General features: G+C 72.3%; 25 protein-coding genes and 1 pseudogene. 8 read left to right on the top strand and 18 right to left on the bottom strand.

Features of this window, described 5'->3' with window-relative positions; genetic code table 11:
* Positions 1-118: 118 nt before the first annotated feature.
* Entirely contained in the window at positions 119-1,936 is a 1,818-nt protein-coding gene (gene aspS, locus ACIGFK_RS11990; protein ID WP_376660321.1) for an aspartate--tRNA ligase, read from the top strand.
* Between the two features lie 58 nt (positions 1,937-1,994).
* Here the strand turns inward: aspS and ACIGFK_RS11985 are convergent, their stop codons facing one another.
* A complete protein-coding gene (locus ACIGFK_RS11985) occupies positions 1,995-3,686 on the bottom strand; it encodes a VWA domain-containing protein (RefSeq protein WP_400051394.1) in 1,692 nt (563 codons plus the stop codon).
* Positions 3,687-3,981: 295 nt separating this feature from the next.
* Between ACIGFK_RS11985 and ACIGFK_RS11980 the strand changes: the two genes are divergently transcribed.
* A complete protein-coding gene (locus tag ACIGFK_RS11980; RefSeq protein WP_400051392.1) occupies positions 3,982-6,078 on the top strand; it encodes a PhoX family protein in 2,097 nt (698 codons plus the stop codon).
* Positions 6,079-6,157: 79 nt separating this feature from the next.
* On the opposite strand, the gene ACIGFK_RS11975 is transcribed toward ACIGFK_RS11980, so the two are convergent.
* The 4 genes from ACIGFK_RS11975 to ACIGFK_RS11960 all read right to left on the bottom strand — a co-directional run bounded on the left by ACIGFK_RS11975 (position 6,158) and on the right by ACIGFK_RS11960 (position 11,252).
* Complete coding sequence (locus ACIGFK_RS11975) at positions 6,158-7,408, bottom strand: sensor histidine kinase (protein ID WP_376660324.1); 1,251 nt, start codon at positions 7,406-7,408, stop codon at positions 6,158-6,160.
* Positions 7,405-8,100 carry a hypothetical protein gene (locus tag ACIGFK_RS11970; RefSeq protein ID WP_386467925.1) on the bottom strand — a complete coding sequence of 232 codons (696 nt, stop codon included), beginning with the start codon at positions 8,098-8,100 and terminating at the stop codon, positions 7,405-7,407. The genes ACIGFK_RS11975 and ACIGFK_RS11970 overlap by 4 nt, the downstream gene beginning before the upstream one ends.
* Before the next feature lie 249 nt (positions 8,101-8,349).
* Positions 8,350-10,344, bottom strand: a complete 1,995-nt coding sequence (locus tag ACIGFK_RS11965) for an FUSC family protein (RefSeq protein ID WP_376660718.1) — start codon at positions 10,342-10,344, stop codon at positions 8,350-8,352.
* A gap of 80 nt (positions 10,345-10,424) precedes the next feature.
* Positions 10,425-11,252, bottom strand: a complete 828-nt coding sequence (locus tag ACIGFK_RS11960; RefSeq protein WP_376660719.1) for a hypothetical protein — start codon at positions 11,250-11,252, stop codon at positions 10,425-10,427.
* Between the two features lie 61 nt (positions 11,253-11,313).
* Between ACIGFK_RS11960 and ACIGFK_RS11955 the strand changes: the two are divergent.
* Both ACIGFK_RS11955 and ACIGFK_RS11950 read left to right on the top strand, forming a co-directional pair.
* Positions 11,314-11,457: pseudogene (locus ACIGFK_RS11955) on the top strand (Rrf2 family transcriptional regulator); the annotation flags it as partial.
* Positions 11,458-11,599: 142 nt separating this feature from the next.
* The gene (locus ACIGFK_RS11950) at positions 11,600-12,004 is read left to right on the top strand and encodes a hypothetical protein (RefSeq protein ID WP_376660720.1); all 405 of its coding nucleotides are present in this window, start codon (positions 11,600-11,602) and stop codon (positions 12,002-12,004) included.
* 184 nt (positions 12,005-12,188) lie between these two features.
* Here the strand turns inward: ACIGFK_RS11950 and ACIGFK_RS11945 are convergent, their stop codons facing one another.
* The 6 genes from ACIGFK_RS11945 to ACIGFK_RS11920 all read right to left on the bottom strand — a co-directional run bounded on the left by ACIGFK_RS11945 (position 12,189) and on the right by ACIGFK_RS11920 (position 15,030).
* Complete coding sequence (locus tag ACIGFK_RS11945; RefSeq protein WP_400051389.1) at positions 12,189-12,356, bottom strand: hypothetical protein; 168 nt, start codon at positions 12,354-12,356, stop codon at positions 12,189-12,191.
* A 68-nt stretch (positions 12,357-12,424) separates the two neighbouring features.
* Positions 12,425-12,775 (bottom strand): hypothetical protein, encoded by a 351-nt coding sequence (locus ACIGFK_RS11940; protein ID WP_376660722.1) that lies wholly within the window; start codon positions 12,773-12,775, stop codon positions 12,425-12,427.
* 78 nt (positions 12,776-12,853) lie between these two features.
* Positions 12,854-13,459: a hypothetical protein gene (locus tag ACIGFK_RS11935; protein ID WP_376660723.1), complete on the bottom strand. Its 606-nt coding sequence runs from the start codon at positions 13,457-13,459 to the stop codon at positions 12,854-12,856.
* A gap of 257 nt (positions 13,460-13,716) precedes the next feature.
* Entirely contained in the window at positions 13,717-13,980 is a 264-nt protein-coding gene (locus ACIGFK_RS11930) for a hypothetical protein (protein ID WP_376660724.1), read from the bottom strand.
* Between the two features lie 32 nt (positions 13,981-14,012).
* Entirely contained in the window at positions 14,013-14,774 is a 762-nt protein-coding gene (locus ACIGFK_RS11925) for a CbtA family protein (RefSeq protein ID WP_376660725.1), read from the bottom strand.
* A gap of 43 nt (positions 14,775-14,817) precedes the next feature.
* Positions 14,818-15,030, bottom strand: coding sequence for a CbtB-domain containing protein (locus tag ACIGFK_RS11920; protein WP_376660726.1), 213 nt, complete (start codon positions 15,028-15,030; stop codon positions 14,818-14,820).
* 219 nt (positions 15,031-15,249) lie between these two features.
* On the opposite strand from ACIGFK_RS11920, the gene ACIGFK_RS11915 reads away from it, so the two are divergent.
* Positions 15,250-15,714, top strand: coding sequence for a histidine phosphatase family protein (locus ACIGFK_RS11915; RefSeq protein WP_400051385.1), 465 nt, complete (start codon positions 15,250-15,252; stop codon positions 15,712-15,714).
* Between the two features lie 65 nt (positions 15,715-15,779).
* On the opposite strand, the gene pucL is transcribed toward ACIGFK_RS11915, so the two are convergent.
* The 4 genes from pucL to ACIGFK_RS11895 form a co-directional block, all read right to left on the bottom strand.
* Complete coding sequence (pucL, locus tag ACIGFK_RS11910) at positions 15,780-16,697, bottom strand: factor-independent urate hydroxylase (protein WP_376660728.1); 918 nt, start codon at positions 16,695-16,697, stop codon at positions 15,780-15,782.
* Between the two features lie 232 nt (positions 16,698-16,929).
* The gene (locus ACIGFK_RS11905) at positions 16,930-18,291 is read right to left on the bottom strand and encodes an aspartate aminotransferase family protein (protein WP_400051383.1); all 1,362 of its coding nucleotides are present in this window, start codon (positions 18,289-18,291) and stop codon (positions 16,930-16,932) included.
* A gap of 174 nt (positions 18,292-18,465) precedes the next feature.
* A complete protein-coding gene (locus ACIGFK_RS11900; RefSeq protein ID WP_376660730.1) occupies positions 18,466-18,834 on the bottom strand; it encodes a hypothetical protein in 369 nt (122 codons plus the stop codon).
* Between the two features lie 112 nt (positions 18,835-18,946).
* Entirely contained in the window at positions 18,947-19,150 is a 204-nt protein-coding gene (locus ACIGFK_RS11895) for a cold-shock protein (RefSeq protein WP_376659720.1), read from the bottom strand.
* Between the two features lie 230 nt (positions 19,151-19,380).
* On the opposite strand from ACIGFK_RS11895, the gene ACIGFK_RS11890 reads away from it, so the two are divergent.
* A complete protein-coding gene (locus tag ACIGFK_RS11890) occupies positions 19,381-19,941 on the top strand; it encodes an RNA polymerase sigma factor (protein WP_400051382.1) in 561 nt (186 codons plus the stop codon).
* On the top strand, positions 19,941-20,399 hold the full coding sequence (locus ACIGFK_RS11885) for a hypothetical protein (protein WP_376659718.1): 459 nt from the start codon (positions 19,941-19,943) through the stop codon (positions 20,397-20,399). Before ACIGFK_RS11890 ends, ACIGFK_RS11885 begins: the two co-directional genes overlap by 1 nt.
* Before the next feature lie 14 nt (positions 20,400-20,413).
* On the opposite strand, the gene ACIGFK_RS11880 is transcribed toward ACIGFK_RS11885, so the two are convergent.
* Complete coding sequence (locus ACIGFK_RS11880) at positions 20,414-21,154, bottom strand: PP2C family protein-serine/threonine phosphatase (protein WP_376659721.1); 741 nt, start codon at positions 21,152-21,154, stop codon at positions 20,414-20,416.
* A gap of 142 nt (positions 21,155-21,296) precedes the next feature.
* On the opposite strand from ACIGFK_RS11880, the gene ACIGFK_RS11875 reads away from it, so the two are divergent.
* A complete protein-coding gene (locus ACIGFK_RS11875; RefSeq protein WP_376659717.1) occupies positions 21,297-21,596 on the top strand; it encodes a hypothetical protein in 300 nt (99 codons plus the stop codon).
* A 63-nt stretch (positions 21,597-21,659) separates the two neighbouring features.
* Here ACIGFK_RS11875 and ACIGFK_RS11870 read toward each other — a convergent pair whose 3' ends face one another.
* Together ACIGFK_RS11870 and ACIGFK_RS11865 are read right to left on the bottom strand one after the other, a co-directional pair.
* On the bottom strand, positions 21,660-24,224 hold the full coding sequence (locus tag ACIGFK_RS11870) for an ABC transporter permease (RefSeq protein ID WP_376659716.1): 2,565 nt from the start codon (positions 24,222-24,224) through the stop codon (positions 21,660-21,662).
* A 43-nt stretch (positions 24,225-24,267) separates the two neighbouring features.
* Positions 24,268-25,077 (bottom strand): ABC transporter ATP-binding protein, encoded by an 810-nt coding sequence (locus ACIGFK_RS11865; RefSeq protein WP_376659715.1) that lies wholly within the window; start codon positions 25,075-25,077, stop codon positions 24,268-24,270.
* Between the last annotated feature and the right edge of the window lie 108 nt (positions 25,078-25,185).

The following is a 25,185-nucleotide window of genomic DNA, read 5'->3' as shown; positions in this document are numbered from 1 at the left end:
CGTACACCTGACGTGCCTGTTCGCCGGGTCCACCGGGCGTGCCCGACCCGGCCGCTTCCCGGACGGTAACCTTGGGAGGGTTGAATCCACCCTGGTATCGCGAAGAACTGGATGACTGATGCATCGGTACAGGTCCCACACGTGCGGCGAGCTCCGAGCCTCTGACGTCGGCACCGACGTCCGGCTGAGCGGCTGGCTGCACAATCGTCGAGACCTGGGCGGCATCCTCTTCATCGATCTGCGCGACCACTACGGCATCACGCAGCTCGTCGCCCGTCCGGGCACCGCTGCCGCCGCGGTCCTGGACAAGCTCTCCAAGGAGACCGTCGTCCGGGTCGACGGCAAGGTGGTCTCGCGCGGCACCGAGAACATCAACCCCGACCTGCCGACCGGCGAGATCGAGATCGAGGCCGCCGAGGTCGAGGTGCTCGGCGCGGCCGCCCCGCTGCCCTTCACCATCAACACCGACGACGGTGTGAACGAGGAGCGGCGCCTGGAGTACCGCTTCCTCGACCTGCGCCGCGAGCGCATGCACCGCAACATCATGCTGCGGTCGGCGGTCATCGCCTCGATCCGCTCGAAGATGGTGGCCCTCGGCTTCAACGAGATGGCGACCCCGATCCTCACCGCGACCTCCCCCGAGGGCGCCCGTGACTTCGTCGTCCCGTCCCGTCTGAACCCGGGCAAGTTCTACGCCCTGCCGCAGGCCCCGCAGCAGTTCAAGCAGCTGCTGATGATCTCCGGCTTCGACCGGTACTTCCAGATCGCGCCCTGCTTCCGCGACGAGGACGCCCGCGCCGACCGCTCGCCGGGCGAGTTCTACCAGCTCGACGTGGAGATGTCCTTCGTCGAGCAGGAGGACGTCTTCCAGCCGATCGAGCGCCTGATGACCGAGCTCTTCACCGAGTTCGGCAACGGCCGCGCGGTCACCTCGCCGTTCCCGCGGATCCCGTTCCGCGAGTCGATGCTGAAGTACGGCAACGACAAGCCCGACCTGCGCGCCAAGCTGGAACTCGTCGACATCACCGACGTCTTCGAGGGCTCGGAGTTCAAGGCGTTCGCGGGCAAGCACGTGCGCGCCCTGCCCGTCCCGGACACCGCCGCGCAGCCGCGCAAGTTCTTCGACGGCCTCGGTGACTACGCGGTCTCCCTCGGCGCGAAGGGCCTGGCCTGGGTCCGCGTCGGCGAGGACGGTGCCCTCACCGGCCCGATCGCCAAGTTCCTCACCGAGGAGAACGTCAAGGTCCTCACCGAGCGCCTGGGCCTGACCGCCGGCCACGCCGTGTTCTTCGGCGCGGGCGACTTCGACGAGGTCTCCAAGATCATGTCCGGCGTCCGCGTCGAGGCGGCCAAGCGCGCGGGCCAGTTCGAGGAGAACGTCTTCCGCTTCTGCTGGATCGTCGACTTCCCGATGTACGAGAAGGACGAGGACACCGGCGCGATCGACTTCTCCCACAACCCCTTCTCCATGCCGCAGGGCGGCATGAAGGACCTGGAGGAGAAGGACCCGCTCGACATCCTGGCCTGGCAGTACGACATCGTCTGCAACGGCATCGAGCTGTCCTCCGGCGCCATCCGCAACCACGAGCCCGAGGTCATGCTGAAGGCCTTCGAGATCGCCGGTTACGAGGCCGAGACCGTCGAGCGCGAGTTCGCGGGCATGCTGCGCGCGTTCCGCCTCGGCGCCCCGCCGCACGGTGGCATCGCCCCGGGCGTGGACCGCATCGTGATGCTGCTGGCCGACGAGCCGAACATCCGCGAGACCATCGCCTTCCCGCTGAACGGCAACGCGCAGGACCTGATGATGGGTGCGCCGACGGTCCTGGAGGAGGCCCGTCTGCGTGAGCTCAACATCGCGCTCCGCAAGCCGGTCGAGACGAAGGCGGCCGACGCCAAGCCGGTCGCCGAGGCCGTGCACCCGGATGCGGCGCGGTAGTTCCCACACGGCATGACGAAGGGGCCCGGGATCAGATCCCGGGCCCCTTCGCCGTTCCTCAGAAGCGCTCCAGCACACCCTTGGCCAGGGCGGCGGAGGTCAGCTCCGCGGGCGCCGGGCCGGCGTGGAAGAAGCCGGCGTTCTCGGCGTCCAGCTTGCGCAGGAAGTCGAACGCCTTGGAGTCGTGCTCGCCGAAGGCGACGAACTGCCAGTGGATGCCGGGGGCGGAGGCGGCCGCGTCGGTGATCGCCTGGCGGGCGGGGCGGACGTTGTCGGGCGCGCCGTCCGTCTGGAACACGACCAGGGCCGGGCCCTCGCCGCCGTCCTTCTGGTACCGCTCGACGACGGCCTCGACGGCCACGTGGTAGCTGGTGCGGCCCATCCGGCCGAGCTCGCCGTGGCGGGCCTCGACCCAGGACGCGTCGTGGGCGTCGAGGGACAGGTCGGCGGTGCCGTCCACGTCCGTGGAGAAGAACACGGTGTGCACGGTCGCGGCCTCGTCGAGGTGCGCGGCGAGTGCGAGGGCGTGGTCGGCGAGGTGCTGCGCACTGCCGTCCTTGTAGAACCCGCGCATCGACCCGGAGCGGTCCAGCACGAGGTACACCTTGGCCCGCGCCCCGGTCCTGCCCTTGCCGCGCAGGACCTGCCCGACGGCCTTGTACGCCCCGACGACCCCGGGCGCGACCCGCTTCACGTCGGCCAACGCCCGAGCCGGCTCCGCCTCGGCCTCCGGCGAGGCCCCCTCGACCTCTTCCACAGCCGCGGCAACCGGCTCGGCCTCGGCCTGCTCCGCAGCGGCGGCGACCTGCTCCGCCGGGGTGTCGGCCTCGGCCTCGGCCTGCGGTGCCTCAGCAGCCGGCTCCGCCTCCGTGGCGGTGGCCTCGACGGCCGACTCCGCCTCGGGGGCCTCGGCCTCGGTGGTCTCCGCCTGCGCCTCGGCGTCGGCGGCAGCCGGCTCGGCCTCGGCCTGCTCCGCAGCGGCGGCGACCGGCTCCGCCGGGGTGTCAGCCTCGGCCTGCGGTGCCTCGGCGTCGGGCTCCGCCACAACGGCGACCGGCTCCGCCTCAGGCGCCTCAGGCGCCTCGTTTTCGTCCTCGTCCTGCGCCTCCGGCGCGGCGGCTTCGGCGCCGGGCTGCTCCGCAGCCGCCGCTACCGGCTCAGCCTCCGGAGCCTCGGCAACCGGCTCCGCCTCCGTGGCGGTGGCCTCGACGGCCGACTCCGCCTGGGCGTCAGCCTCGGGCTCGGCCTCCGGCGCCTCGGCGTCGGGCTGCGCCGCAACGGCGACCGGCTCCGCCTCCGGGGCGGTGGCCTCGACGGCCGGCTCCGCCTCGGGCGACTCCGCCTCGGCAGCAGCCGGCTCGGCCTCGGCCTGCTCCGCAGCGGCGGCGACCGGCTCTGCCTCCGGGGCGGTGGCCTCGGCGGCCGGCTCGGCCTCGGCGGCGGCCGGCTCGGCGGCGGGGGTGGGAACGGTGGGCTTCGCCGCAGGCGACCCGGGTCGGCGGGCTTCCGGGACCGTCGGGTCCGTCGTCGGGGCGGGGGCCGTGAGGACGGCGCCCGCCTCCCGGTCCCGCGGAGTGGACTGCGGCGGAACGGACGGGTTGTCGAAGGACGCCGCAACCAGTTCGGCCGCCGCATCGAGCGGGTTACGTTCCGCCTGGTTCGGGACAGCCGCCGAAGGGGCGTCCGAGGTTTCCGGAACCGGTTCCGCAGACCGTCCGAACACCTTGCGCAACAAGCTCCGAATACCCATGGGCCAGGCCTTTCGCGGGAGTGCGTGCGTCATTTGTCCGTGCTGCGCGGATGATCCCTGCCCAGAGTGGACACGTAAGGTTATCGGCCGCCAAGCGCGATCTTCGGGAGGGGCACCTTTCGTGGCGTGCGCCCTTATCACCCCACCCGGCCCTCCGGCGAACTGCCGCTCCGACGTGCCGGGTTCACCCATCGTTCATCCCGCCGCCGCCGCTTCGGCGCAACCCGCGCCTAGCGTCGCGGCTGGATCGTCCCGACAGGTTGTCGGCGCCCACGCAGCTACTCGGAGGACACTCGTGCGCAAGCTTCTGCCGCTCATCGGCAACCCGCATGGGGGCGGCCGTTCCGCCCTCACCTGTCGCTACCGCTGCGGCGACGCATGCTTCCACGAGGTGCCCAACACCAGCGACAACGAGTACGTCGGCGACGTCATAGCCAAGTCCTACTCGCGCCGCTCGATGCTGCGCACGGCCGCCGTCGTCACCGTCGCCACCGCCGGTGGTACGGCCATCGCCCTCAGCGGCCCCGGCCAGAGCGCCAACGCCACCCCCGCCGGTGAGGCCACCGCCGCAGGCACCGGTGCCGGCGAGGCCGCCCGCGGCCTGCGCTTCACGCCCGTCGCGCCGAACACCGCCGACCAGGTCACCATCCCCGAGGGCCACGACCAGAACGTGGTCATCCGCTGGGGCGACCCGATCGTCAAGGGTGCCCCGGGCTTCAACGCCGACAAGCAGACCGCCGCCGCCCAGGCCGGTCAGTTCGGCTACAACAACGACTTCCTGAGCCTTCTCCCGCTCGGCGACAAGTACGCCCGCCAGCAGCTGCTCGTGGCCAACCACGAGTACACCGACGAGAACCTCATGTTCAAGGGCTACGACCCGGCCAACCCGACCCGCGAGCAGGTCGAGATCGCCTGGGCCGCCCACGGCCTCGGTGTCGTCGTGGTCCAGGAGGACCACCGCAGCGGCAAGCTGACCTCCGTCAGCCGCCACGAGCTCAACCGCCGCCTCACCGCCACCAGCGAGTTCAAGCTGACCGGCCCGGCCGCGGGCAGCGCCCTGCTCAAGACCTCCGTCGACCCGACCGGCACCAAGGTCCTCGGCACGCTGAACAACTGCTCCGGCGGCACCACCCCGTGGGGCACCACCCTCCACGGCGAGGAGAACATCAACCAGTACTTCGCCAATGCCGGCAAGGTCACCGACCCCGTCCAGGCCGCCCGCCTGAAGCGCTACGGCGTGACGGCCGGCGAGACCGAGCGCAAGTGGGAGCGGTTCGACAAGCGCTTCGACGTCGCCCAGGAGCCCAACGAGGTCAACCGCTTCGGCTGGGTCATCGAGCTCGACCCGTACGACCCGAACTCCGTTCCGCGCAAGCGCACCGCGCTGGGCCGCTTCAAGCACGAGGGCGCGCAGCCCCGCCTGACCGAGGACGGCCGCCCGGTCGTCTACATGGGCGACGATGAGCGCTTCGACTACTTCTACAAGTTCGTGTCGAGCAAGCAGATGAAGAAGGGGAACAGCCGCGCGGCGAAGGAGCACAACCTGACGCTCCTCGACGAGGGCACCCTCTACGTCGCCAAGCTGACCGGCGACTCCCCGGCCGACCAGATCGACGGCACCGGCAAGCTCCCCAACGACGGCGAGTTCGACGGCACGGGCGTGTGGATCAAGCTCGCCACCGCGACCGCGTCCGGCGCCGTCTCGCACGTCGACGGCATGACCGCCGAGGAGGTGTACACCTTCACGCGCCAGGCCGGCGACAAGGTGGGCGCCACCAAGATGGACCGCCCCGAGGACATCGAGCCCTCCCCGCGCACCGGCCGCGTCTACGTGGTGCTGACGAACAACTCCAACCGCGGCAAGGCCGGTCAGCCCGGTGCGGACGAGGCGAACCCGCGCAACCTGAACAAGCACGGCCAGATCCTGGAGCTCGCCGAGTTCTTCGACGACCCGGCCGGCGAGGGCTTCGCCTGGCGCCTCTTCCTGGTCGCCGGTGACCCGAACGACCCGGCCACCTACTTCGCGGGCTTCCCGAAGGACAAGGTCAGCCCGATCTCCTGCCCGGACAACGTGACCTTCGACCCGCACGGCAACCTGTGGATCTCCACGGACGGCAACCAGCTCGGCTCCCACGACGGCCTCTTCGGCGTCGCCACCGCCGGTGAGCGCCGCGGTGAGCTGAAGCAGTTCCTGACCGTTCCGCGCGGTGCCGAGACCTGCGGTCCGCTGGTTCAGGACAAGCGCGTCCTGGTCGCCGTCCAGCACCCGGGCGAGATCGACGGCGCGTCCGTCGAGAACCCGCAGTCGGTGTGGCCCGACGGACCGGGCAAGATCGTCCGCCCGGCGGTCGTGTCGGTCTGGCGCAAGGACGGCAAGAACATCGGTCTCTGACCGGTGCGTTGACGGCTGAGCGTTGACCGTTTCACGTGAAACATCCTGACTGAAGCGGATGTTTCACGTGAAACACTCCTCAACTGCTCTGGGGCAGGCGGCCCACGGGGAGCCTGAGGGTCGTGATCGCGCCTCCGTCCGGCGCGTTGGCGAAGCTCAGGTCGATCTCCAGTACCGCCGCCTGCCCGGCCGCGATCGTCAGGCCGAGCCCATGGCCCCGCCCCCGGCCCGGATCCCCGGTGCGGAAGCGCTGAGGACCGTGCTCGATCAGTTCGGCCGGATAGCCCGGCCCGTGGTCGCGGAGCACCACGACGGGCCCGTCCACCGTGACCTCTACCGGGGGCCGACCGTGTTTGTGGGCGTTGGCCAGCAGGTTCGCCAGGATCCGGTCCAGGCGCCGCCGGTCGGTCAGCACCTCCGCGTCACGGATCACCCGCACCGAGGCGGCCAGCCCGGTCCCGGCGACGGCCCGTTCCACCGCCCGGCCGAGTTCCATCCGGCTCAGGTCGGCCTGTTCGACCCCGGAGTCCAGCCGGGAGATCTCCAGCAGGTCCTCGGTCAGCAGGTGCATGGCCTTGAGCCGGTCGTTGATCATCTCCTTGGGGCGTCCGTCGGGCAGCAGTGCCGCTGCGGCCAGTGAGCCCGTGAGCGGGGTGCGCAGTTCGTGCGCGACATCCGCCGTGAACCGCTTCTCCGCCTCCAGTCGATCCTGGAGCGAGCCGGCCATCGAGTCCAGGGCATGGGCCACGTCCCGTACCTCGTCGCGGTAGCCGGTCCGCAGGGGATCGTCGCTGCCGGCGGGGAAGTCCATCCGGGCGTCGAGGTCGCCGGCGCTGATCCGGCGGGCCACCTCGGCCGTGGCCGTGAGCCGCCGGCTGATCCGGTTGGCGAGGAACAGGCCGGCCAGGGCCACCACCCCGGCCGCGACCGCGGCGGAGGCCAGGATCGCGGTGTCGATGTCCCGCAGCCGCTTACGGGTGTTCTCGAACGGGATCCACACCGCGAGGGCCTTGTCGTCGGCGGGGCCGGCGGCCCACATCACGGGCTTCCCCTTGTACGAGCCGACCATGCTCCCGGTGTCCCCGCGTGCGACGAGCGCACGCAGCGGTCCGGGCAGGTCGGCCGGGTCCAGGGAGGCGTTCACATCGCCGTGCGCGGTCCCGTACTCGTAGTGGCCGAGGGCGTGGTCCAGGTCCCGGTCGGCTTCTTTGCGGACCTCGCCGACGATCTGCCGGGCGACCACGTTGTGCACGAGGATCCCCAGGGCGGCGGCGACCATGCAGCACACCATCGTGGTGGTCACGGCGATCTGCCAGCGCAGACTGCTCATGGCGCGCATCGGGCCCCGTTTCCGCCGGGGCAGTCGTCGAGGGTGAGCTGGGAGAGGTTCATGGTCCCGGACGCGGGATCCCACACGTAGTCGGCGACGCCGACGTACATGGGGTTCGAGGTCGGCTCGCGGACCGCGAGGTGCTCGGCGGCCACCTCCACGCCTTCCAGCACCGCGCGCCGGGACAGGATCCGGGCCACGCTGCCGTCGTCCCGGGCGGTGTAGACGCGCAGCTCGCTGAGCCGGCCGTCGATGTCCAGGGCGGTGATCAGCTCCGGGCGGCCGTCGCCGGTCAGATCGTGCAGCACGGGCGGGCGGACGGGGCAGTCGGGTCCGCCGTCCACAGCCTGTGTGCAGAGTGCGAGCCGCTGGAGGGCGCGGGGGTCGACGAGGCGGCCGGTGCCGCCGTCCTGGGTGACGGCGGCCTTCATGTCGGCCCGCAGTACGGCCAGGGCGTCGGTCCCGCGCATGCCGGCCTTTCCGGCCCCCGGCACCTTGGGTATGCCGGGTACGACGGCTGCCGTTCCCGGCTGCTGGCCGGGCTCGGGAGGGTCGGGGCGGAACTCCTTCCACAGGGTCAGCGGGGCGTGGACGGTGCCGAGGTCGCCGGAGCTCTTGAGGCCCTCCGCGTCGGCGCAGCCCGCCGTGGCCGCCAGGAGGGCGGCGAGGGCCAGGAGGTGGGGGCTGCGCATGCTTCGATGCTCCCCCGAGGGCCGGTCTCCGGCCCGGCCGTGCGTCTGTTCGGGCTACCCGGCCCCCGCTGCGCGGAGCCACTCCCCGCCCCGCCCTTCCACCGTTCCCCGGGGCTCCGCCCCGGACCCCGCGCCTCGAACTCCCCCGGCTACCGCTGGGAGGTGCCCCCTGGCGAGGCTGAGACACCCAGCCCGTCCGGCACCGGCACCGGGACCGGGACCGGGACGGGGACGGGGACGGGGACGGGGTCAGGGGTCCTGGCGGGTGATGGCCCGGGCTGCCGCCACCTCCTGGCGGACCGGGGCCAGCACGCTCGACGAGTCCGGGTCCAGGGGGACGTCCACGTGGAACGGGGTCGTCGTCGCCCGGACGTTCTCGGCCAGTTCGCGCAGCTGCCGGGTGATCCACTCGACCTCGCCCGCCGCAGGCGGCGCCGCGCCGTGGTTGACGCGGACGCGGGCGGCGGTGGTCGCGTCCACGATCCGTTCGACGGCCACCACCAGCGGCCACCACGCCGTGGCGCGGGTTCCGGTCGGCGGCGGTTCGGTCAGGGCCCGCTGGAACTCGCTGCGCACCCCCGACAGGTCCCGGTAGATCCGCCGCCGGGCCTGCAGGCGCGCCTGCCGGACCGCCCGGAGCTCCGCCTCGTCCGCGACCGGCGCGAAGGCCCGTTCCACGTACCCGGCGGCGTCCTCCACGGCGCGCGCGAGGCGGTCCCCGATCCGGGTGTGCCAGCTCTCGGGCCAGAGGAGGTAGCCGAAGACCAGGGCGATGGCGCAGCCGATCAGGCTGTCCAGAAGCCGCGGCCGGATCAGGTCGAAGCCCTGGTGGTTCAGCAGGTCCGAGAGGAGCAGGATGACGGGGGTGATCGCCGCGGTCTGGAAGGCGTAACCCTTGGCGGAGAAGGCGGGGATGAGGGCGGCCAGGACCATCATCACCGGTACGTCCCACCAGCCGCGCGGTACTTCCGACAGCACGGCGGCCGCGATCACCAGCCCCCCGGCGGTGCCCAGCGCGCGCAGCACGGCCCGCGAGAACACCGAGCCGAAGTCGGGCTTGAGGACGAAGGTGACGGTCAGCGCGACCCAGTAGGACCGCTCGACCTCGATCAGGGAGACGAACGACTGCGCGAGGCCGATGCACAGGGCGAGCCGCAGGCCGTACCGCCAGGAGGCCCCGGACAGCATCATGCCGCGCACCGCCCGCCGTGCCCGCAGCCGCAGGGCGGCGGGGCGGCCGAGGCGGTCGTCGACGTTGTGGATGTCGGGCTCGGCCAGGTACACGATGGCCGCGGCGTGCCGCAGCGCGGCGTCGACGGCCCGTTCGGCCGGGGTGTGCGGTGCGGGCAGGTCCAGCACCGGCTTGCCGGTACGGCCCTCCTCGACGGCCGTGGCCAGCTCCCGTACGGCCGCCGGGATCTCGGGCGGCACCGGCCTGCGCCGCTGGTGCGCGGCGGGCACGGCCTCCACCAGCGGGATCACCACGTTGAGCTGGGCCAGCATCCGCACCAGTGAGGGGCTGCGGCCGTGCACCCGGGTCCGCCGGCCGAGTACGAGGTCGTAGGCCTGGTTCAGGGACTGGGTGACCTCCCGGCGGCGCTCGTCGAAGGCGGCGCCCGGCCCGCCGGCGGCCTCCAGGGCGTCGGCCAGGGCCCGGTAGGTGGCGGCGACGGCGGCCCGTTCCGGCTGCCGCCCGCGCAGCGGCCAGCCGAGCAGGGTCAGGACGAGGACGAACAGCCCGCCCGCGCCCAGCAGCAGGGGCGCGATCCACCAGGGCCGGGGCATCGGGAGTCCGGCGCCGACGACGGCGTTGAGCAGGAGCAGCAGCCCGGACGCCGAGGCGACCGTGCCGATGGACGAGATCATCCCGGAGACCAGGGCGACGAGGGTGAGGGCGCCGACGGCCACCCAGCCGTGCCCGTAGACCAGGGTGCCCAGCGCGATGCCGACGGCGCCGAAGAACTGCGGTACGGCGATGTTCAGGATCCGCATCCGGTAGGCGTCGGCGGTGTCGCTGATGACGCCGGAGAGGGCGCCCATGGAGACGAGCGCGCCGTACTCGGGCTCGTCCAGTGCGAAACCGACGGCCAGCGGGGCGGCCAGCGCGATCGAGGCCCGCACGACGGCGGCCCACGGGATCGGGGCGGAACTCGGCTTCAGCCCCGAGAGGAGCCAGTCGGGCGGGGCCAGCGGATGGTGCCGGGCCCGCCGCGAAGCTATGTGTTCGGTGCGTTCGGTGCTCATTCCCGTTTCCGTGCCCCGCTCGCGAATCGGTTCTTCTGGTGTTTTACGCGTCGTTCTACGTACCTGGGTACCTTCCGAGCTTATGGGGTGCGGCGCCGTCGTCCTGTCAGCCAGGCCGCCAGTGCGGTGGCGAGGCCGACGGCGAGCACCACCCAGGAGGTGGTCCGCAGGAACGCGGTGAGGGCGTCGTACACGGCACCGGCGGCCGCCCGGTCGATGTCGGCGGGCAGATCGTCCAGGGTGAGGCGGCGGCACAGGTCCACCGCGACCCACAGCAGCCCGGCCCCGAACGCGAGCCCCAGCCCCGTGGCGATCACCGCGCGGCGCCGCCGGACGGACACCGCGATGGCCGCCACGGCCAGGAAGAGGGTCAGCACCGGGAGCCAGATGCCGGCGATCTGGAGCATGTGGAACCCCTTCCGGAGGGCGCCCAGGTTGTCGTACTCCATGACCTTCACCGAGATGTGGGTCACCGGGATCCGGTCGGCGAAGGGCACGCCGTCATCGACGAGTTCTCCTTTGACCTGCGCGATGACGGGGGCGAGGTCGATGGTGACGGCGTCCCCGTGACCGGTGGCGAGCGCGTCGAGGAAGGCGGCGTGCGCGGCGCGGTTGGCGGCGTCCCAGGCGGTCCGGTAGGCCGGGGTGCCGGCGAAGGAGCGCAGGGCCTCGCCGAGCAGGGCGTCCACCCCGCTCTGGAAGGGGCCCGCGTCGATCTGTCCCGAGAGGGCCCGGCCGGCCTGGGTGACGACGACGCTCCGCACGGCGGGGTCCTCGGCGAGCGGGGACATCGCGGCGGTGTAGCGCTCGGCATCGCCCAACTCGCGGTCGGCCCAGTACGCGACGGCGCTCGCGGGCACGAGCAGGGTCATGAGCACGATGAGGACCGCCGACAGGAAGGTGCGCACGTCACCAGGGAAAGCGGGCGCGGGCCCGGGCGCGAGCGGTGCTGCTGCGGGCGGGTGGCGCGGCACCCTTGCATCCAGCCCAGGCCCTCGCGGCGGCTTCCGGCCGGCCCGCCCGCTCGCCGCCATCTCGCTCATGGACGTGGTCGCCGCCGTCGAGGGGCCCGAGGGGGCCTTCCGGTGCGCGGAGATCCGGCAGCCCAGACCCTGACCGGGGTCGCCGCCCTCGCCCTGCCCGGCATGCTCTTCGAGATCGTCGCCGGGCCGTGCGGGGCTGACCCGCACGGGTGATCCACTTGCCGGTCGGGGGCGCTGGGTGTGCCCTGGATGATGGGAGAGAGGAGCCCGTCATGGCACATGCGGCACCCGCTGCCCACCGGCAGCACCGGCAGATGACGGACATGACCCACCTGGGCATGCTCGCCTACGCAGGGCCCCTGCTTCTCGGAATCGTCTACGGATTCTGGGCCGCCTACATGGAGCGGCAGGCGGGCCCGGTCACAGCGGCCAACGTGTTCTACGGAATCCTGTGCGGCGCGCTCTTCGCCGCGATCGCGTTCGGACTCGGCCGGATGGGCACGAACGTCATGCAGGAGGTCCGTGCCGCGGCGTACGGCGCCTTCGGCGGTATCGCCGTGGGGTACCTGCACAGCCTCACCGACCAGTCGATCCTCAAGGCCGTCGTGGTGGGCCTCTTCGTCGGCATCGGCGTCGGCGCGGCCGCGTTCTACCGCTTCCACACCCACGAGGACTGAGAAGGGTCCCGTCCGCGGCGGTACTTTCGGCCGGGGCGGGCCGGTACTTCCGCCCGAGGCGGCCGGGGGCCGCACCCCCCGGACTGAACAGTGGCGCCGGTTCCCGTGCCGTGGTCGAACCTCACATGACCACCCTCCGTTGCCGAGGGCACGGGAACCGGCGCTCCTCCCTTGCTGCGGGGCCTTACGCGGCCGGGTCCGCCGGGGCGGCGGTGTTCTGCTCCTGCTCATGGTTGTCGGAGGCGACCGGCTGGGCCGGACGCACCGGCTCGTTCTGCCGGACCGGCGGGGCGAAACGGGCGGCCTCGGCACGGAGCATGGCGTTCAGCGCGGCGTACGGGTCGATGGGCATGACGGAACCTCACGGTGTGCGGTGTGCGAAGTGGGGGGTGTGTGCGTCTGCGTCCGGGCTCGGCCCGGTCAGCAGCGCAGGACCACACTTCGTGCCGTCCCCGTGGACGGCACCGCTCCGAGCGGCTCGCACACGGCGGCCCCGCCCTGTTTCACGTGAAACACCGGGAGCGGCCTCAGCCGTGCGCCGGGAATCCCGCGCACGGCCAGTCGTACGGCAGCGCGCAGCTCGGGATCGGCCGCCGGATCGGACGGCCCCTCGGTGGGCTCCGCGGGTGCCGCGGGTGCGCTGGAGGCGGGCCGCGACTCGGCAGCCGTCGCGGCGGCCGGACCGGCTCCGAACACGCACAGCAGCACGACGCAGGCCGCTGTCAGGGCCCGGGTCAGTGCTGCTGCAAGCGCGCAGTGCCTCCCGCTCATGCGAGGGGTGTGCCCCGGCATCGGCGGCGGCACCCGGCCGCGCCGCGAGCGTCCCCCGACCGGGGTACGAAGTCCCCCCTAGCGGGTGCGGCGCTGCCCCGTCAGCCGGGCCAGTACGGCGGTCTCGCCGCCGACCAGCCGGAGTTGGGGCCGCCCGGCCGGGTCCTCGGTCCCGGAGACCTCGCCGGGGGAGATCTCCACGACGGTGAACACGGCCGTACGGCCGTCCGCGCGCGGGATCTCCACGGTCCGGCCCGGCCGCAGTTCGCCGAGGCGGAGCCCGGCCCCGGTGACCGAGGCGGTGCCGGCCGAGCCGGGCGCCGGGCTGCCGGAGTCCCAGGTGGCCGCCCCGTCGGTGCCGGTCAGGGGCAGGTCGACGCGCAGGCTGGGGATCCGCAGCCGCAGCGGACGGGCCGCCCGGAGCGGACCCCTGACCGCCCGCAGCGGCCCGGGGGCGGTCCTCGGCGACCGGGCCCCCTTGCCGGGGGTGTGCTCCTCGGCGTGCTCGAGCTGCCGGACGAGCCGGCGGTGGCCGGACAGGCCCAGGGCCCGTGAGGGCAGCGAGTCGTCGGTGGTCGCGGTCGAGGCGGTGGGCCGGGCGCCCTCGGTACTCTGCAACACCCCGATGCCGGTGGACAGCAGAGTCACCGTCAGGGCGGCGACGACCCACTTGGCGCGGGGCATGGCGATCCTTCCTGTCCGGCGCGGACGGCCGGGTCATGTGAGCAGTGGACACCTCCTCTGCCCTTCCGCACCCTGTGAAACACCGCAGGCTGACGGTGCGTCACGGGTGCCCGGGCTCCGAACCCGTACGTCTTCGCAGATGGCGGCCGGTCCGCAGGCCGGATGCCGGAGATGGAAGGCGTGCACCCGAACGGGTGAGGAGCCGGGGAAGGCCTGCCCGCCCGGCTCCCACCAGGGGGTGCCGGGCTCCAGGGGGCTCACATGAGTACGGTCAGCGCCGCCGCCGCGCCCATCGCCGCCGCCGCGAGGTGCATGGCCGGATGCCCGTAGTCGCCGGACCAGAGGTGGCGGGCCAGGCCGCCGAGCGCGGCGAGGGCGGCTATGACGCCGATCTGTCCGAACAGCGTGACGGCGGTGAAGGGGGCCAGGAGCAGCAGGAGCGAGTTCAGCCAGAACGGGGCGGCACCCGTCCATCCTCGCCATTCCCTGACCGCCGTCGGCACATACGGCACGTACGGCATCTACTACTGGCCCCCTCGGGATCGCTTTCGCGTCAACTCGTCGGCTGCAAAGCCTCCTTGGGTGCGGCGGACGGCACAAGAGCGCGTTCGGCAAGAAAACCGAAGGCGAGGCCGAAAGTCGTCCACAGCGCGGTCTGGATGGCCAGCGACGCGAGGCGGAACTCCCAGATCAGGGCGGCCGGGAAGTCCACCGGTACCTCGTTGATACCGGGCAGGACGGCGTACGAGATTCCGATGAGCAGGACGAAGCCGAGGCCGGCGACGACCGAGGCGTTCCAGTTGCCGAGCTTCGGCGCGAGCCGCCGGCCGAGGATCAGCATGCCCGCCGCGAGCAGGGCGCTCAGGGCGATCATCATCAGGTACAGGGCGGTCCGCCGGGCGGCCGTGTCGGGGTCGCCCACGGCCGGCGGGTTGGCCGGGTACTTGAAGAACGGGACCAGGGTGACGGTCACGAACAGACCGGCCGTGACCAGTGCTGCCGTGGAGCGCGGGCCGAAGCGGCCGATGCGGCCCAGGGCGAAGCAGAAGACGAGCGCGGCGATGCCGCCGAGCGCGACCCCGTAGAGGATCACGCCGGTGCCGAGGCCCGCCGTCGCCTGGAGGGCCCGGCTGACCGGGGCCTCCTCGGCGCCGTGGTCGTGGCCGGCCGCGAGGTGGCCGGCCTCCTCGATGGCGATGGCCGCGTCGACCTTGGACTCGCCGAGGAGGTAGGCGACGAGGAACGCGGCCAGGCCCGCGAGGGCACCGGCCAGCATGCCCCGGATCAGCAGGATGCGGGGGGAGACGGGATTCATCTGTGGCGATCCCCTTGCCGGGTCGAATGATCGGGCAGGAGGGTCAGTGGCAGGGGAAGCCGAGCAGGTGGCGGCCGTCGTGCAGCCACTCGTGGACGTTCTCGCCCTGGAAGACGGCGGTGGCGCCCTGCTCGATGCCGACGAAGTACAGCAGGACCAGCATGAGGACGGCGACGAAGGCCGCCCAGGGGGCGAGCGCGGAGAGCGAAATCGGGGCGACGGCGGGAGCCGTCGTGGGCACGGCGGTGTTGGCCATGTCAGGAACCTCCAGAGGGAACACGCGTCCCGGTCAGTGGTGCTCGCGACGACGGCGGCGGGTCTGACTCGCCTCCCCTGCGGGAGGATTCACAGTGGCGCGACCGTGCCGGACTCTCACCGGTGCTTCCGTCGTACCGTCGTCATTCAGTTGTGTCGTCCGAGACCGTACCGCGCTTACGCTCACCTTATGAACCCCCCATTGGTACGAGTTCATCTCGTGAGATTCCCGCTCGACGCGGCTGCCCGCCAGGGACGTTTCCCAAACCCGGAAAACGCGGGAAGCGAGGGGCACGAGGGGCACGAGGGGCTGCGGGGGCTGGACGCCGGGGAGTGGGCGGGGCGGACCCTGGACGAGGTCGCCGCAGCCGATCCGGCGGGCGTGCACGCCTGGCTGACGGATCCCGGATACGCGCCGCCCGGCGGGGAGTCGGTGGACGCGCTGATCGCCCGCGTCGGGGCGGAGCTGGCCGGCCTCGCCCCGGGCACGCACCGGTTCACGGTGGAACAGGCCGTCGTAAGGGCGGCCGTGGTGTACGCGTTGGAGCTGCCGGCGGCGGCCTTCTGGCGGCTCGACGTGCGCCCGGAGTCGGTGACCAGCCTCACCGGCCGGGCGGGCCGCTGGAACCTGCTGGTCGGGCAGCAGGACGGCCCGGACCCCGCGACGCGGTCCGGGCCGAACTGAGGGGCCGTACGGCTCCGTACGGCTCCGTACGGAAGCCGCACCGAGCCGTGCTGAAGGGCTGTGCGCTACGCGGTGATCCAGTCGGACGTGGCGATCACCGGCTGCACGCCGTCGCGGTGGATGGTGCCCTCGATCAGGCCGTAGGGGCGGTCCGCCGCGAAGTAGACCTCGTTGTCGTTCTTGAGGCCGAAGGGCTCCAGGTCGACGAGGAAGTGGTGCTTGTTGGGGAGGTTGAGGCGAACCTCGTTGACCTTGGGGCAGTTGTCGAGCACGCGCTCGGCCATCGCGTTCAGGGTCTGCTGCAGCGAGTAGGAGTACGTCTCGGCGAAGGCTTCCAGCATGTTGCGGCGGACCTTCTTGTACGACTGGTCCCAGTCGTACTCGGTGTCGTCCGCGGCGAGCGCCGAGTGGGCCCAGCGCGCGGTGACCTTGGTCGCCAGGATGCGGTCGTACGCTTCCTTCAGCGTCGTGTACTTGTCCTTGATGTAGCCGTGGAACTCGGAGTTGGTCGAGTTCATCACCGTCAGGTCCTTCAGACCCGAGATGACCTGCAGGCCCGTGGTCTCGCTGTAGGTGATCTGCGCGGTGCGCACTTCCTGGCCCTTGCGGACGAAGGAGTGCTGCTCCTTGCGGGTCGGGACCGGGATGCGGTCCCAGGCGAACTCCTCGATGCGGATCTGCGCCTCGCGGATCGGGGACTGGGAGGAGACGAAGTGCTTCGCGAGCAGGATGCCGAAGGCCTCCGGCGACTCGATGCCGTGCTCCTTGCCGAAGGCGTACACCGTGTTCTTGGTGGTGTCGGTCGGCAGGCAGTTGGCGTTGTCGCCGGTCAGGTGCACGTCGCGGAACTCGCCGCGCAGCGCCACCGACACGTTGAGGTCGCGGATCTCGGCCCAGGAACCGTCGCTGCCCTTGCGGGTGACCTTGACGATGCGGTTCTCGGCCTTGCCGTACTGGTTCTGGCCCAGGACGTGCTTGCTCATGGCTGTCTTCCTTCGGGTACACGGAGTCCGGCTGACTGGATCCCGTACGCCCGGCGTCCAGCGGTAGGGCCCGCTCCCCGCCGTTCGGTCCGGAGGACCGCCCCGGGACTGACGTGCATCCCGGTCCGTAGGTGCTCTGTGTCGGATTTCAGCACGTTCACGCGTTGTTCGTAATGGCGCGGAACGTCCAAGACAGGCACCCACGGCTTGGGCGACCGTACATTCACGCAGGTCAGGCCATGTGCGCATCCGCGACGGAGAGGGCCTCGTCGAGGATCTCCAGGCCCTTTGCGACATCCTCGGCCGAAATGTTGCAGGCCGGGGCGACGTGGATGCGGTTGCCCGCGATCAGCGGCCAGAGCCCGCCCTTCTTGCAGGCGGCCCCGAAGGCGGCCATCGGCGCGTTGTCCGCCCCGGCGGCGTTGTACGGGACGAGCGGCTCGCGCGTGGCCCGGTCCCGTACGAGTTCCAGCGCCCAGAAGGTGCCGAGCCCGCGGACCTCGCCGACCGAGGGGTGCCGCTCGGCGAGCGCGCGCAGGCCCGGGCCGAGGAGTTCGGCGCCGGTGCGGGCGGACTGCTCGACGATGCCCTCCTCGGCCATGACGTTGATCGTGGCGACGGCGGCCGCGCAGGCCAGGACGTGCCCGGAGTACGTCAGGCCGCCCGGGTAGGGGCGGGTGGCGAAGGTGGCGGCGACGGCGGGCGAGAGGGCGACGCCGCCGAGGGGCACGTAGCCGCTGTTGACGCCCTTGGCGAAGCACAGCAGGTCCGGGACGACGCCCCAGTGGTCGGCGGCGAACCAGGTGCCGGTGCGGCCGAAGCCGACCATGACCTCGTCGAGGACGAGCAGGATGCCGTAGCGGTCGCAGAGGGCGCGCACGCCCGCCAGGTAGCCGTCGGGGTGGACGAGCGCGCCGGGGGCGCCGCCGACGGTCTCCAGGACGATCGCGGCGATGGACTGCGGTCCCTCGAAGACGATGGTGTCCTCGAGGTGGCGCAGGGCGCGCTCGCACTCCTCGGCCTCGTCCGCCGCGTAGAAGGGCGAGCGGTAGGCGAAGGGGCCCCAGAAGTGCACGACGCCGGCGGTGGCGGTGTCGTTGCCGAAGCGGCGGGCGTCACCGGTCAGGTTGATCGCGGTGGAGGTGGCGCCGTGGTACGAGCGGTACGCGGACATCACCTTGGGCCGGCCGGTGTGCAGGCGGGCCATGCGGACGGCGTTCTCGACGGCCTCGGCGCCGCCGTTGGTGAAGAAGATCCGGTCCAGCTCGCCCGGGGTGCGTTCGGCGATCAGCCTGGCCGCCTCTGAGCGCACGTCGACGGCGAAGCCGGGTGCGACGGTGCACAGCCTGGCCGCCTGCTCCTGGATGGCCGCGGTGACCTTGGGGTGCTGGTAGCCGATGTTGGTGTAGACGAGGGCGCTCGAGAAGTCGAGGTAGCGGTTCCCGTCGTAGTCCCAGAAGTAGGAACCCTCGGCCCCGGCCACGGCGAGCGGGTCGATGAGTTCCTGCGCCGACCAGGAGTGGAAGACGTGCTTCCGGTCGGCGTCCTTGACTGCGTCTCTGGCTGCTGAGAGGGCGTCGGCTTCTGCGTTCATAAAACGAGAGTAGTCGTCCAGGATGTGGACACGGGGCTGTGTCCACACCGCGGGACGGCCCGGGGGTCGGCCGCCTTCCGGACGGTCCGGCATGCAGACGATGTGGCGGCCGCCGTCCACCGTGAGGACGTCCCCCGTCGTGTACGCGGCGTTTCGGATGGTGTCGGGGGTGGGTCAGTTGTCCGAGTAGCGGAAGTCCCCCACGGTCCAGACGCCGACGTCCGCGATGGCGATGCGGTACATCCCGCCGGTCTCGGGGATGCCGAGGGTGCCCTGGAGGATGCGGGCCACGTGGAAGTGGAGGTGGGTGGGCGGCGACCCGGTGCGGTCGGATTCGCCGGGGGCGCTGAAGATCTCGGAGAACGGGCCCAGTTGCTCGGAGTCCCGCAGGACTTCGGCGACGCGCTGGCGCCAGACGCGTTCGGGGGCGAGCCGGCCGGTGATGACGGCGCCGTGGACCACGACGGTCAGGGACATCTGATTGGTTTGCTCCGACTCGACCATGGCGGCGAGATCGATGAGCAGCTCATCAGGGATCGACATGCCCAGGCATTCTAGCGGCATTCGGGGCTGCGGGAAGCGTGAACGGGCCGGGCCCGCACCGAAAAGTGCGGGCCGGCCCGTTCCTGCGTTCCTGCCTGCGGTCGTGCGTGCGTCAGGCGGGAACGATGTTCTCCGCCTGCGGGCCCTTCTGGCCCTGCGTGACGTCGAAGGTGACCTTCTGGCCTTCCTGAAGCTCGCGGAAGCCGGACGCGGCGATGTTCGAGTAGTGGGCGAACACGTCGGCGCCGCCGCCTTCCTGCTCGATGAAGCCGAAGCCCTTTTCCGAGTTGAACCACTTCACGGTGCCAGATGCCATATGAATTCTCCTTCGTGAAATAAAGGGAAAGTATTTTCGGCCGCGATTGCGGATGTCGGAACACTAGCATGGGCGGAGTCGAGGACGCGGAAATCGGCAGCCGGGAAATTCCGGACCGGCGGTAATTAAAATCCGTGTGTGAATTTCCTATGAACTGTGATGCGGGTCACAGGGAATGTCCGGCGGCTCTGCCTCCTCTTCCTTCCCGGGACGCCGTCAAGGAGGAGCAGATGAGGCCCACTTCACCGACCGGGATGCGGAACGGCGCCGCCGCGGCCACCGGTCCCGCGCGGGACGCGAGCGAGGTCGCCGCGCTCGTACGGTCCGCCCAGGGCGGTGACCGGATGGCCGCCTCGGCGCTGCTGGACCTGCTGACGCCCTACATCGGCCGGCTCTGCGGCCCGATCGCCCTCCAGGACGGCCCGGACGCCACCCAGGAGGCGCTCATCGTGATCTTCCGGAGCCTGGGTCAACTGCGCGAGCCCGCCGCACTGTTCGGGTGGGCGCGGGTGATCGCCGTACGGGAGGCCGTCCGCATCGCCCGCAAGGCGGCGCGCAGCGTCCCGGACCCGCTCGACGACGTCCCCGCGCGCGACGATCCGCAACTCGCCGCCGACGTGCACGACGTACTGGAGCGGCTCTCGCCGGCGCACCGGGCCGTACTGGTCCTGCGCGATCTCGAAGGCCTGGACGAGCGTTCCGTCAGTGCGCTGCTCGGCGTGCCCGAACCCACCGTGCGGACCCGGCTGTTCAGGGCCCGCCGCAACTTCCGGAAGGCGTGGGAACGTTGATGGACTCCTGGCCGGTCGCCGAACTCGACCCCGTCCGCAGGCTCCGCGTGATCGCCCGCACCACACCCGGCACGGGCCATGCCGAGCAGCTGATCGACGCCCCCTTCGACCGGGTCTGGGCGCTCGCCTCCGACCTGGAGAAGCAGATGCCGATGCTGATCACCGACATCCGCTCCTTCACCGTGACCGCCGCCGAAGGCGAGCACCTCGAGGCCCGGGCCCGCAGCCCGCTCGGCATGCGGGCGCGCTTCGACGTCGTCCTGCGTCCGGGCTGGTGCCTGATGCAGAGCCGCTTCGTGATCGGGGGGATGGCCGCCGTGCCGGAGGGGGAGGGGACCCGGTTCGGCTTCTTCGGCGGTCTGCGGCTGCCCGGCACCGGCCTCGCCGACGGGGTGCTGCGCCCGCTGCTCGCCCCGATGGGTGCAAGGGCACTGGAACGCTTCACGGACCAGCTCTAGCCCGGCGGCCGGGGCTACGCGTTGATGCGGACCAGGGCCACGGTGATGTTGTCGGGCCCCCCGGCCTCGATGGCCGCCTTCCACAGCTCGAAGGCGGCCTTGCCGTCGTCGTGGACCCGCAGCAGCCCGTCGATCTCCTCGTCGGGCAGCGGGTCCGTCAGCCCGTCGCTGCACAGCAGGTAGCGGTCGTCCCCGGTCAGCTCGAAGGCCGCCATGTGGGGGGTCACGGAGCTGTACCCGCGGCTGCCGCCGAGGGTCTGGGTGACGAGGGACGTGGTGCGCCGTCCCGGTTCCGGCGGCGGGCTGTCGTCCACGCTCACCTGGCGCAGCCCGCCCTTGTCCGCGTGGTAGACCCGGCTGTCGCCGACGTTGAAGGCGAGCAGGGACTCCCCGAGCACGAGCGCGCCGGCCACGGTGGTGCCCATGGCGGTGAGCTCCGGACGGCCGTCGGCGGCGGAGTACACCATGCCGTTGCACAGCTTCAGCGCGTCGTCGATGCTCTCCTCGCCCTCCAGGGAGGGGCCGAGCGAGGCGAGCTGGCGGACGACGAGGGCGCTGGCCACCTCGCCGGCCGGCTGCCCGCCGAGCCCGTCGGCGACCGCGACGACCAGCGGACGGCCCAGTGGGAACAGGAAGGTCTGGGGGCTCTCGGTCACGGTCCCGCACAGCGTCCACGGCCCGACGACCAGGCTGTCCTCGTTGTGATCGCGCACCAGCCCGGTGTGGCTCAGGGCGGTCACGGCTACGTACGGCACCACGACGTCCCGCCTCTCCTCCGCGGAAGCGTTCCCCGCTACCCATTGTCCGCTCGGCATGCGCCGGGCGGCCCGTCAGAGCACTCTGGTCCTGGAGCTGCCGTTCCGAGACGGGCAGCCCGGTCAGGAAGGACTGCCGGAGATGTTCGCGAGGCTCAGCACCTACCAGGGATCACCGCTTCCGGCGGAGGGGGATCTGGCGGCGAATTCGCAGGCGATCGTCGAGCAGATCCGGGACGCCCCCGGCTTCCGGGGCGCGTACTACCTCGTCGATCGGGCCTCGGGGAAGGCCAAGTCGCTCACCCTGTGGGAGGACGAGGAGACCATGCTGGCGAGCGAGGACCGTGCCACCCGCCTGCGCGCGGAATCCGCCCACCGCGAGGGCCAGCGGATCATCACGGTCGAACGCTACGAGGTGGGCTTCAGCTACCTGCAGACCTGAGGGGGCCCGGCCGGCGCAGCCGGTGGGCCCCTCACGGGTCGGGCAGGATCCGGAAGAGCCGGCCTAAGCCGTCGCCACCGCCCGCAGCGGCCCCAGGGCGGCGGCCCGGCGGGCGGGGAGGACCGCCGCCGCCGCGCCGACCCCGAGGGAGGCCAGGCAGACGAGCAGCAGCGCCCCCCACGGCACGGCGAGCGCGTACTGGTCCATGGCGCCCGACGCCAGGGAGCCCACGGCCCAGGCCCCGGACACGCCCGCCACGAGCCCCAGCAGGGTGCCGAAGGCCGCCACGGTCAGGGCCTCCAGCCGGATCATCCGGCGGATCCCGGCACGGTCCATGCCGATCGCGCGCAGCACCCCGATCTCCCGGGTGCGCTCGGCCACGGACACGGCCAGGGTGTTCACGATGCCGAGGGCGCTGATCACGACGCCGATGGCGAGCAGCCCGTACATCAGGGTCAGCAGGTCGCCGAGGCTGCCGGCCGCCTCGTGGACGAGGGCCTCCCGGTCCTGCACCTTCAGCAGCGGGTTGTTGCCCACGGCCGCCCGCAGCGCGGGCCCGGTCTTCTCGGAGACGGCGCCGGAGCCGACGCGTACGAGGACCCGCTGGACGGAGCCGGGCAGGTAGCCGTTCTCCTGCACCTCGCTGCGCGCGCCCAGCACGTCGCGGGCCACCGGGTTGTCCCGGTAGACCCCGACGACGGCATACTGCCGGAACTCCTGCGCGCGGCCCATGCGCGCGTTCAGGTGCCCGCCGGCGCTCAGCCCGTGCTCCTTGGCAACCGTCGCGGAGACCGCGATCCGGCCCGGCCCGAGGTCCTTGGCGGAGCCGCTGGTGAAGTCGAGCTTCAGGACGCCGTCCAGACCGGCCGGGTCGACCCCGGAGATCTCCCGGACGTGGCCGCCCGCGAAGAGGGTGGAGTCCGCGACGGCCGCGGCGGTCCGCACGCCGGAGGTCCCGCCGACGCGCCGCACGGCGGCCGGGTCGATGCCCGCCGTGGGACTGCCGGTGCCGATCACGTAGTCGGCGCCGAGGCCCTCGGCGGCCTGCCGGTCCAGCGCCCGGCCGGTGGAGTTCCCGATGACGGCGAGCCCCGCCACCAGCGCCGTGCTGATCATCAGGGTGGCGGCGGTGGCCGCGGTGCGCCGCGGGTCGCGCAGCGCGTTCTCCCGCGCGAGGTGCCCGACGACGCCGAAGCGGCCGGTCAGCCGGCCCGTCAGCCTGATCACCGGCCCGGCGAGCAGCGGCGCCAGCACGATCAGGGCGGCGACGAGGACACCGCAGGCGGCCATTGCGTCCTGCAGGTTCTCCACCGAGGCGTCCTTCGCGCCGGTGACCGACACCAGCAGCCCGGCGCCGAGGAGGAGCAGCACCAGCCCCACGGCGCCGCGGATCCGGGACCGGGCGGCGGTCGGCGGCTGCCCGGCGCTGCGCATCGCCTCGACGGGCGCGATCCCCGCGGCCCGGCGGGACGGCAGCCACGCGGCGAGGACCGTGACGCCCACCCCGACGGCGAGCGCGGCGGCGACCGGCAGGGGGCCGATCACCAGCGGTCCGTCGGGCAGCGCCTGCTCCGCGGTGCTCAGCAGCCGGGGCAGTACGGAGGCGATGCCGAGGCCGAGGAGGAAACCGGCGGCCGAGGAGACGAGGCCGATCAGGGCCGCTTCGAGCAGGACCGAGGCGGCCACCTGGCGGCGCGAGGCGCCGATCGCCCGCAGCATCGCGATCTCGCGGGTGCGCCGGGTCACCAGCATCGTGAAGGTGTTGACGATGAGGAAGGAGCCGATGAAGAGCGAGACCCCGGCGAAGACCAGCGGCAGCTTGGCGTAGCCGCGGGTCAGAGTGTCGACGAGGACGGTCTGCTGGGCGGCCAGGGCGCCGGCGGTGGTGGCCTCGGCCCGGTCCGGCGGGAGCACCGCGGTGACCCGGGCGGCGAGTTCGGACTGGCCGGTGCCGGCCGCGGCGACCAGGTCGATCCCCGTGTAGAGCCCCGGGGCGGCGAACAGCTTCTGCGCGGTGGCCCTGTCGAACAGGGCGAGGGTGCCGCCCGCGTTCACCCGGGGGTCGTCGGTACGGACGATGCCGACGAGCCGCTTCTTCATCACCGGGCCGTCGGTGGCCAGCCCGATGGTGTCCCCGATGCGGAACTTCCCGGCGGAGGCGGTGCCGCCGTCCACCGCGATCTCGTCCTCGGCGGCCGGGGCGCGCCCCTCGGCCAGCGGATGGCGGCCGTCCTTGCCGTCCTTGCCCGGCAGGTAGGCGGCAGCGAGGTTCGCCCAGGCCCTCCCTGCCCGCAGCGGGCTTCCGTCGGCGGCGGCGAGCGTGGCGGAGCCGTCGACCGAGGGGCGGACGGCGGCGACACCCGGCACGTCGGTCAGTTTCCGCACGAGGGCGTCGTCGAGTCCGGTCGTACGCCGGTCGTCGGCGGAGCCGGCCGGGGAGTACGTGGGGGTCACGGTGACCGAGACGTCCCCGAAGCCCTTCGACGCGGCTGCCCGGTGGGCGGCGGCGGAGGAGTCGGCGAAGACGAGGGTGCCGGAGACGAACGCGACACCGAGACAGACCGCCAGGACGGTCATGGCCAGACGGGCCTTGTGCGCGAGCACGTTGCGCAGGGCTGTTCGCAGCATGGGGGACTTCCGGTAGTGCGGGAGGTGGTGGAAGGGGCGGAGGTCAGCCCGTGTGGCCCTGGGCCTCGAAGCGGAGCATCCGGTCGAGCACGGCGCCGGAGGTCGGCTCGTGGAGTTCGTCCACGACCCGGCCGTCGGCGAGGAACACCACCCGGTCCGCGTGCGCGGCGGCCGCCGGATCGTGGGTGACCATCACCACCGTCTGCCCCAACTCCCGTACGGAGTCCCGCAGGAAGCCGAGGATCTCGGCGCCGGAGCGCGAGTCGAGGTTCCCGGTGGGCTCGTCGGCGAAGACGATGTCGGGCCGGGAGACGAGCGCGCGGGCCACCGCGACCCGCTGCTGCTGACCGCCGGACAGCTCGGCGGGACGGTGGTCCAGCCGCCCCGCCAGCCCGACGGTGGCGACGACCACCTCCAGCCACTGCGCGTCGGGCCGGCGCCCCGCGATCCGCAGCGGCAGCGTGATGTTCTCCAGCGCGCTGAGGGTGGGCAGCAGGTTGAAGCCCTGGAAGACGAAGCCCACCTTGTCCCGCCGCAGAGCGGTGAGCTGCCGTTCCGTCAGGGAGGACAGCTCGGTGCCGCCGATGCGCGCCGAACCGGAGGTGGCCTGGTCCAGCCCGGCCAGGCAGTGCATCAGCGTGGACTTGCCGGATCCGGAAGGGCCCATGACCGCGGTGAACCGGCCCCTGGGGAAGTCGACAGAGACCCCGTCCAGGGCGGTGACCCGGGTGTCCCCCTTCCCGTACACCTTCGTCAGGCCCGTTGCCCGGGCGGCGGGTTCGGGGCGGGAGGGGGTGGGCTGAGGGTGCTGCGGGTGCGGAGGGCGCTGTGCGTGCTGGGGGGACTGTGACATGCCGTCCATCGTCACGGCCCTCACCTGCGGAAACATCGTGCTGCAGGCCCCATTCGGGCTCTGCCGGAGGGGGTGCGTGAAGCCGCCCGGCTGTGCCCTCGGGGTGAG

The sequence above is a fragment of the Streptomyces sp. NPDC085524 genome, assembly GCF_044541755.1.
Lineage (GTDB): Bacteria > Actinomycetota > Actinomycetes > Streptomycetales > Streptomycetaceae > Streptomyces.
This window is presented reverse-complemented; position numbering and strand designations above follow the sequence as displayed.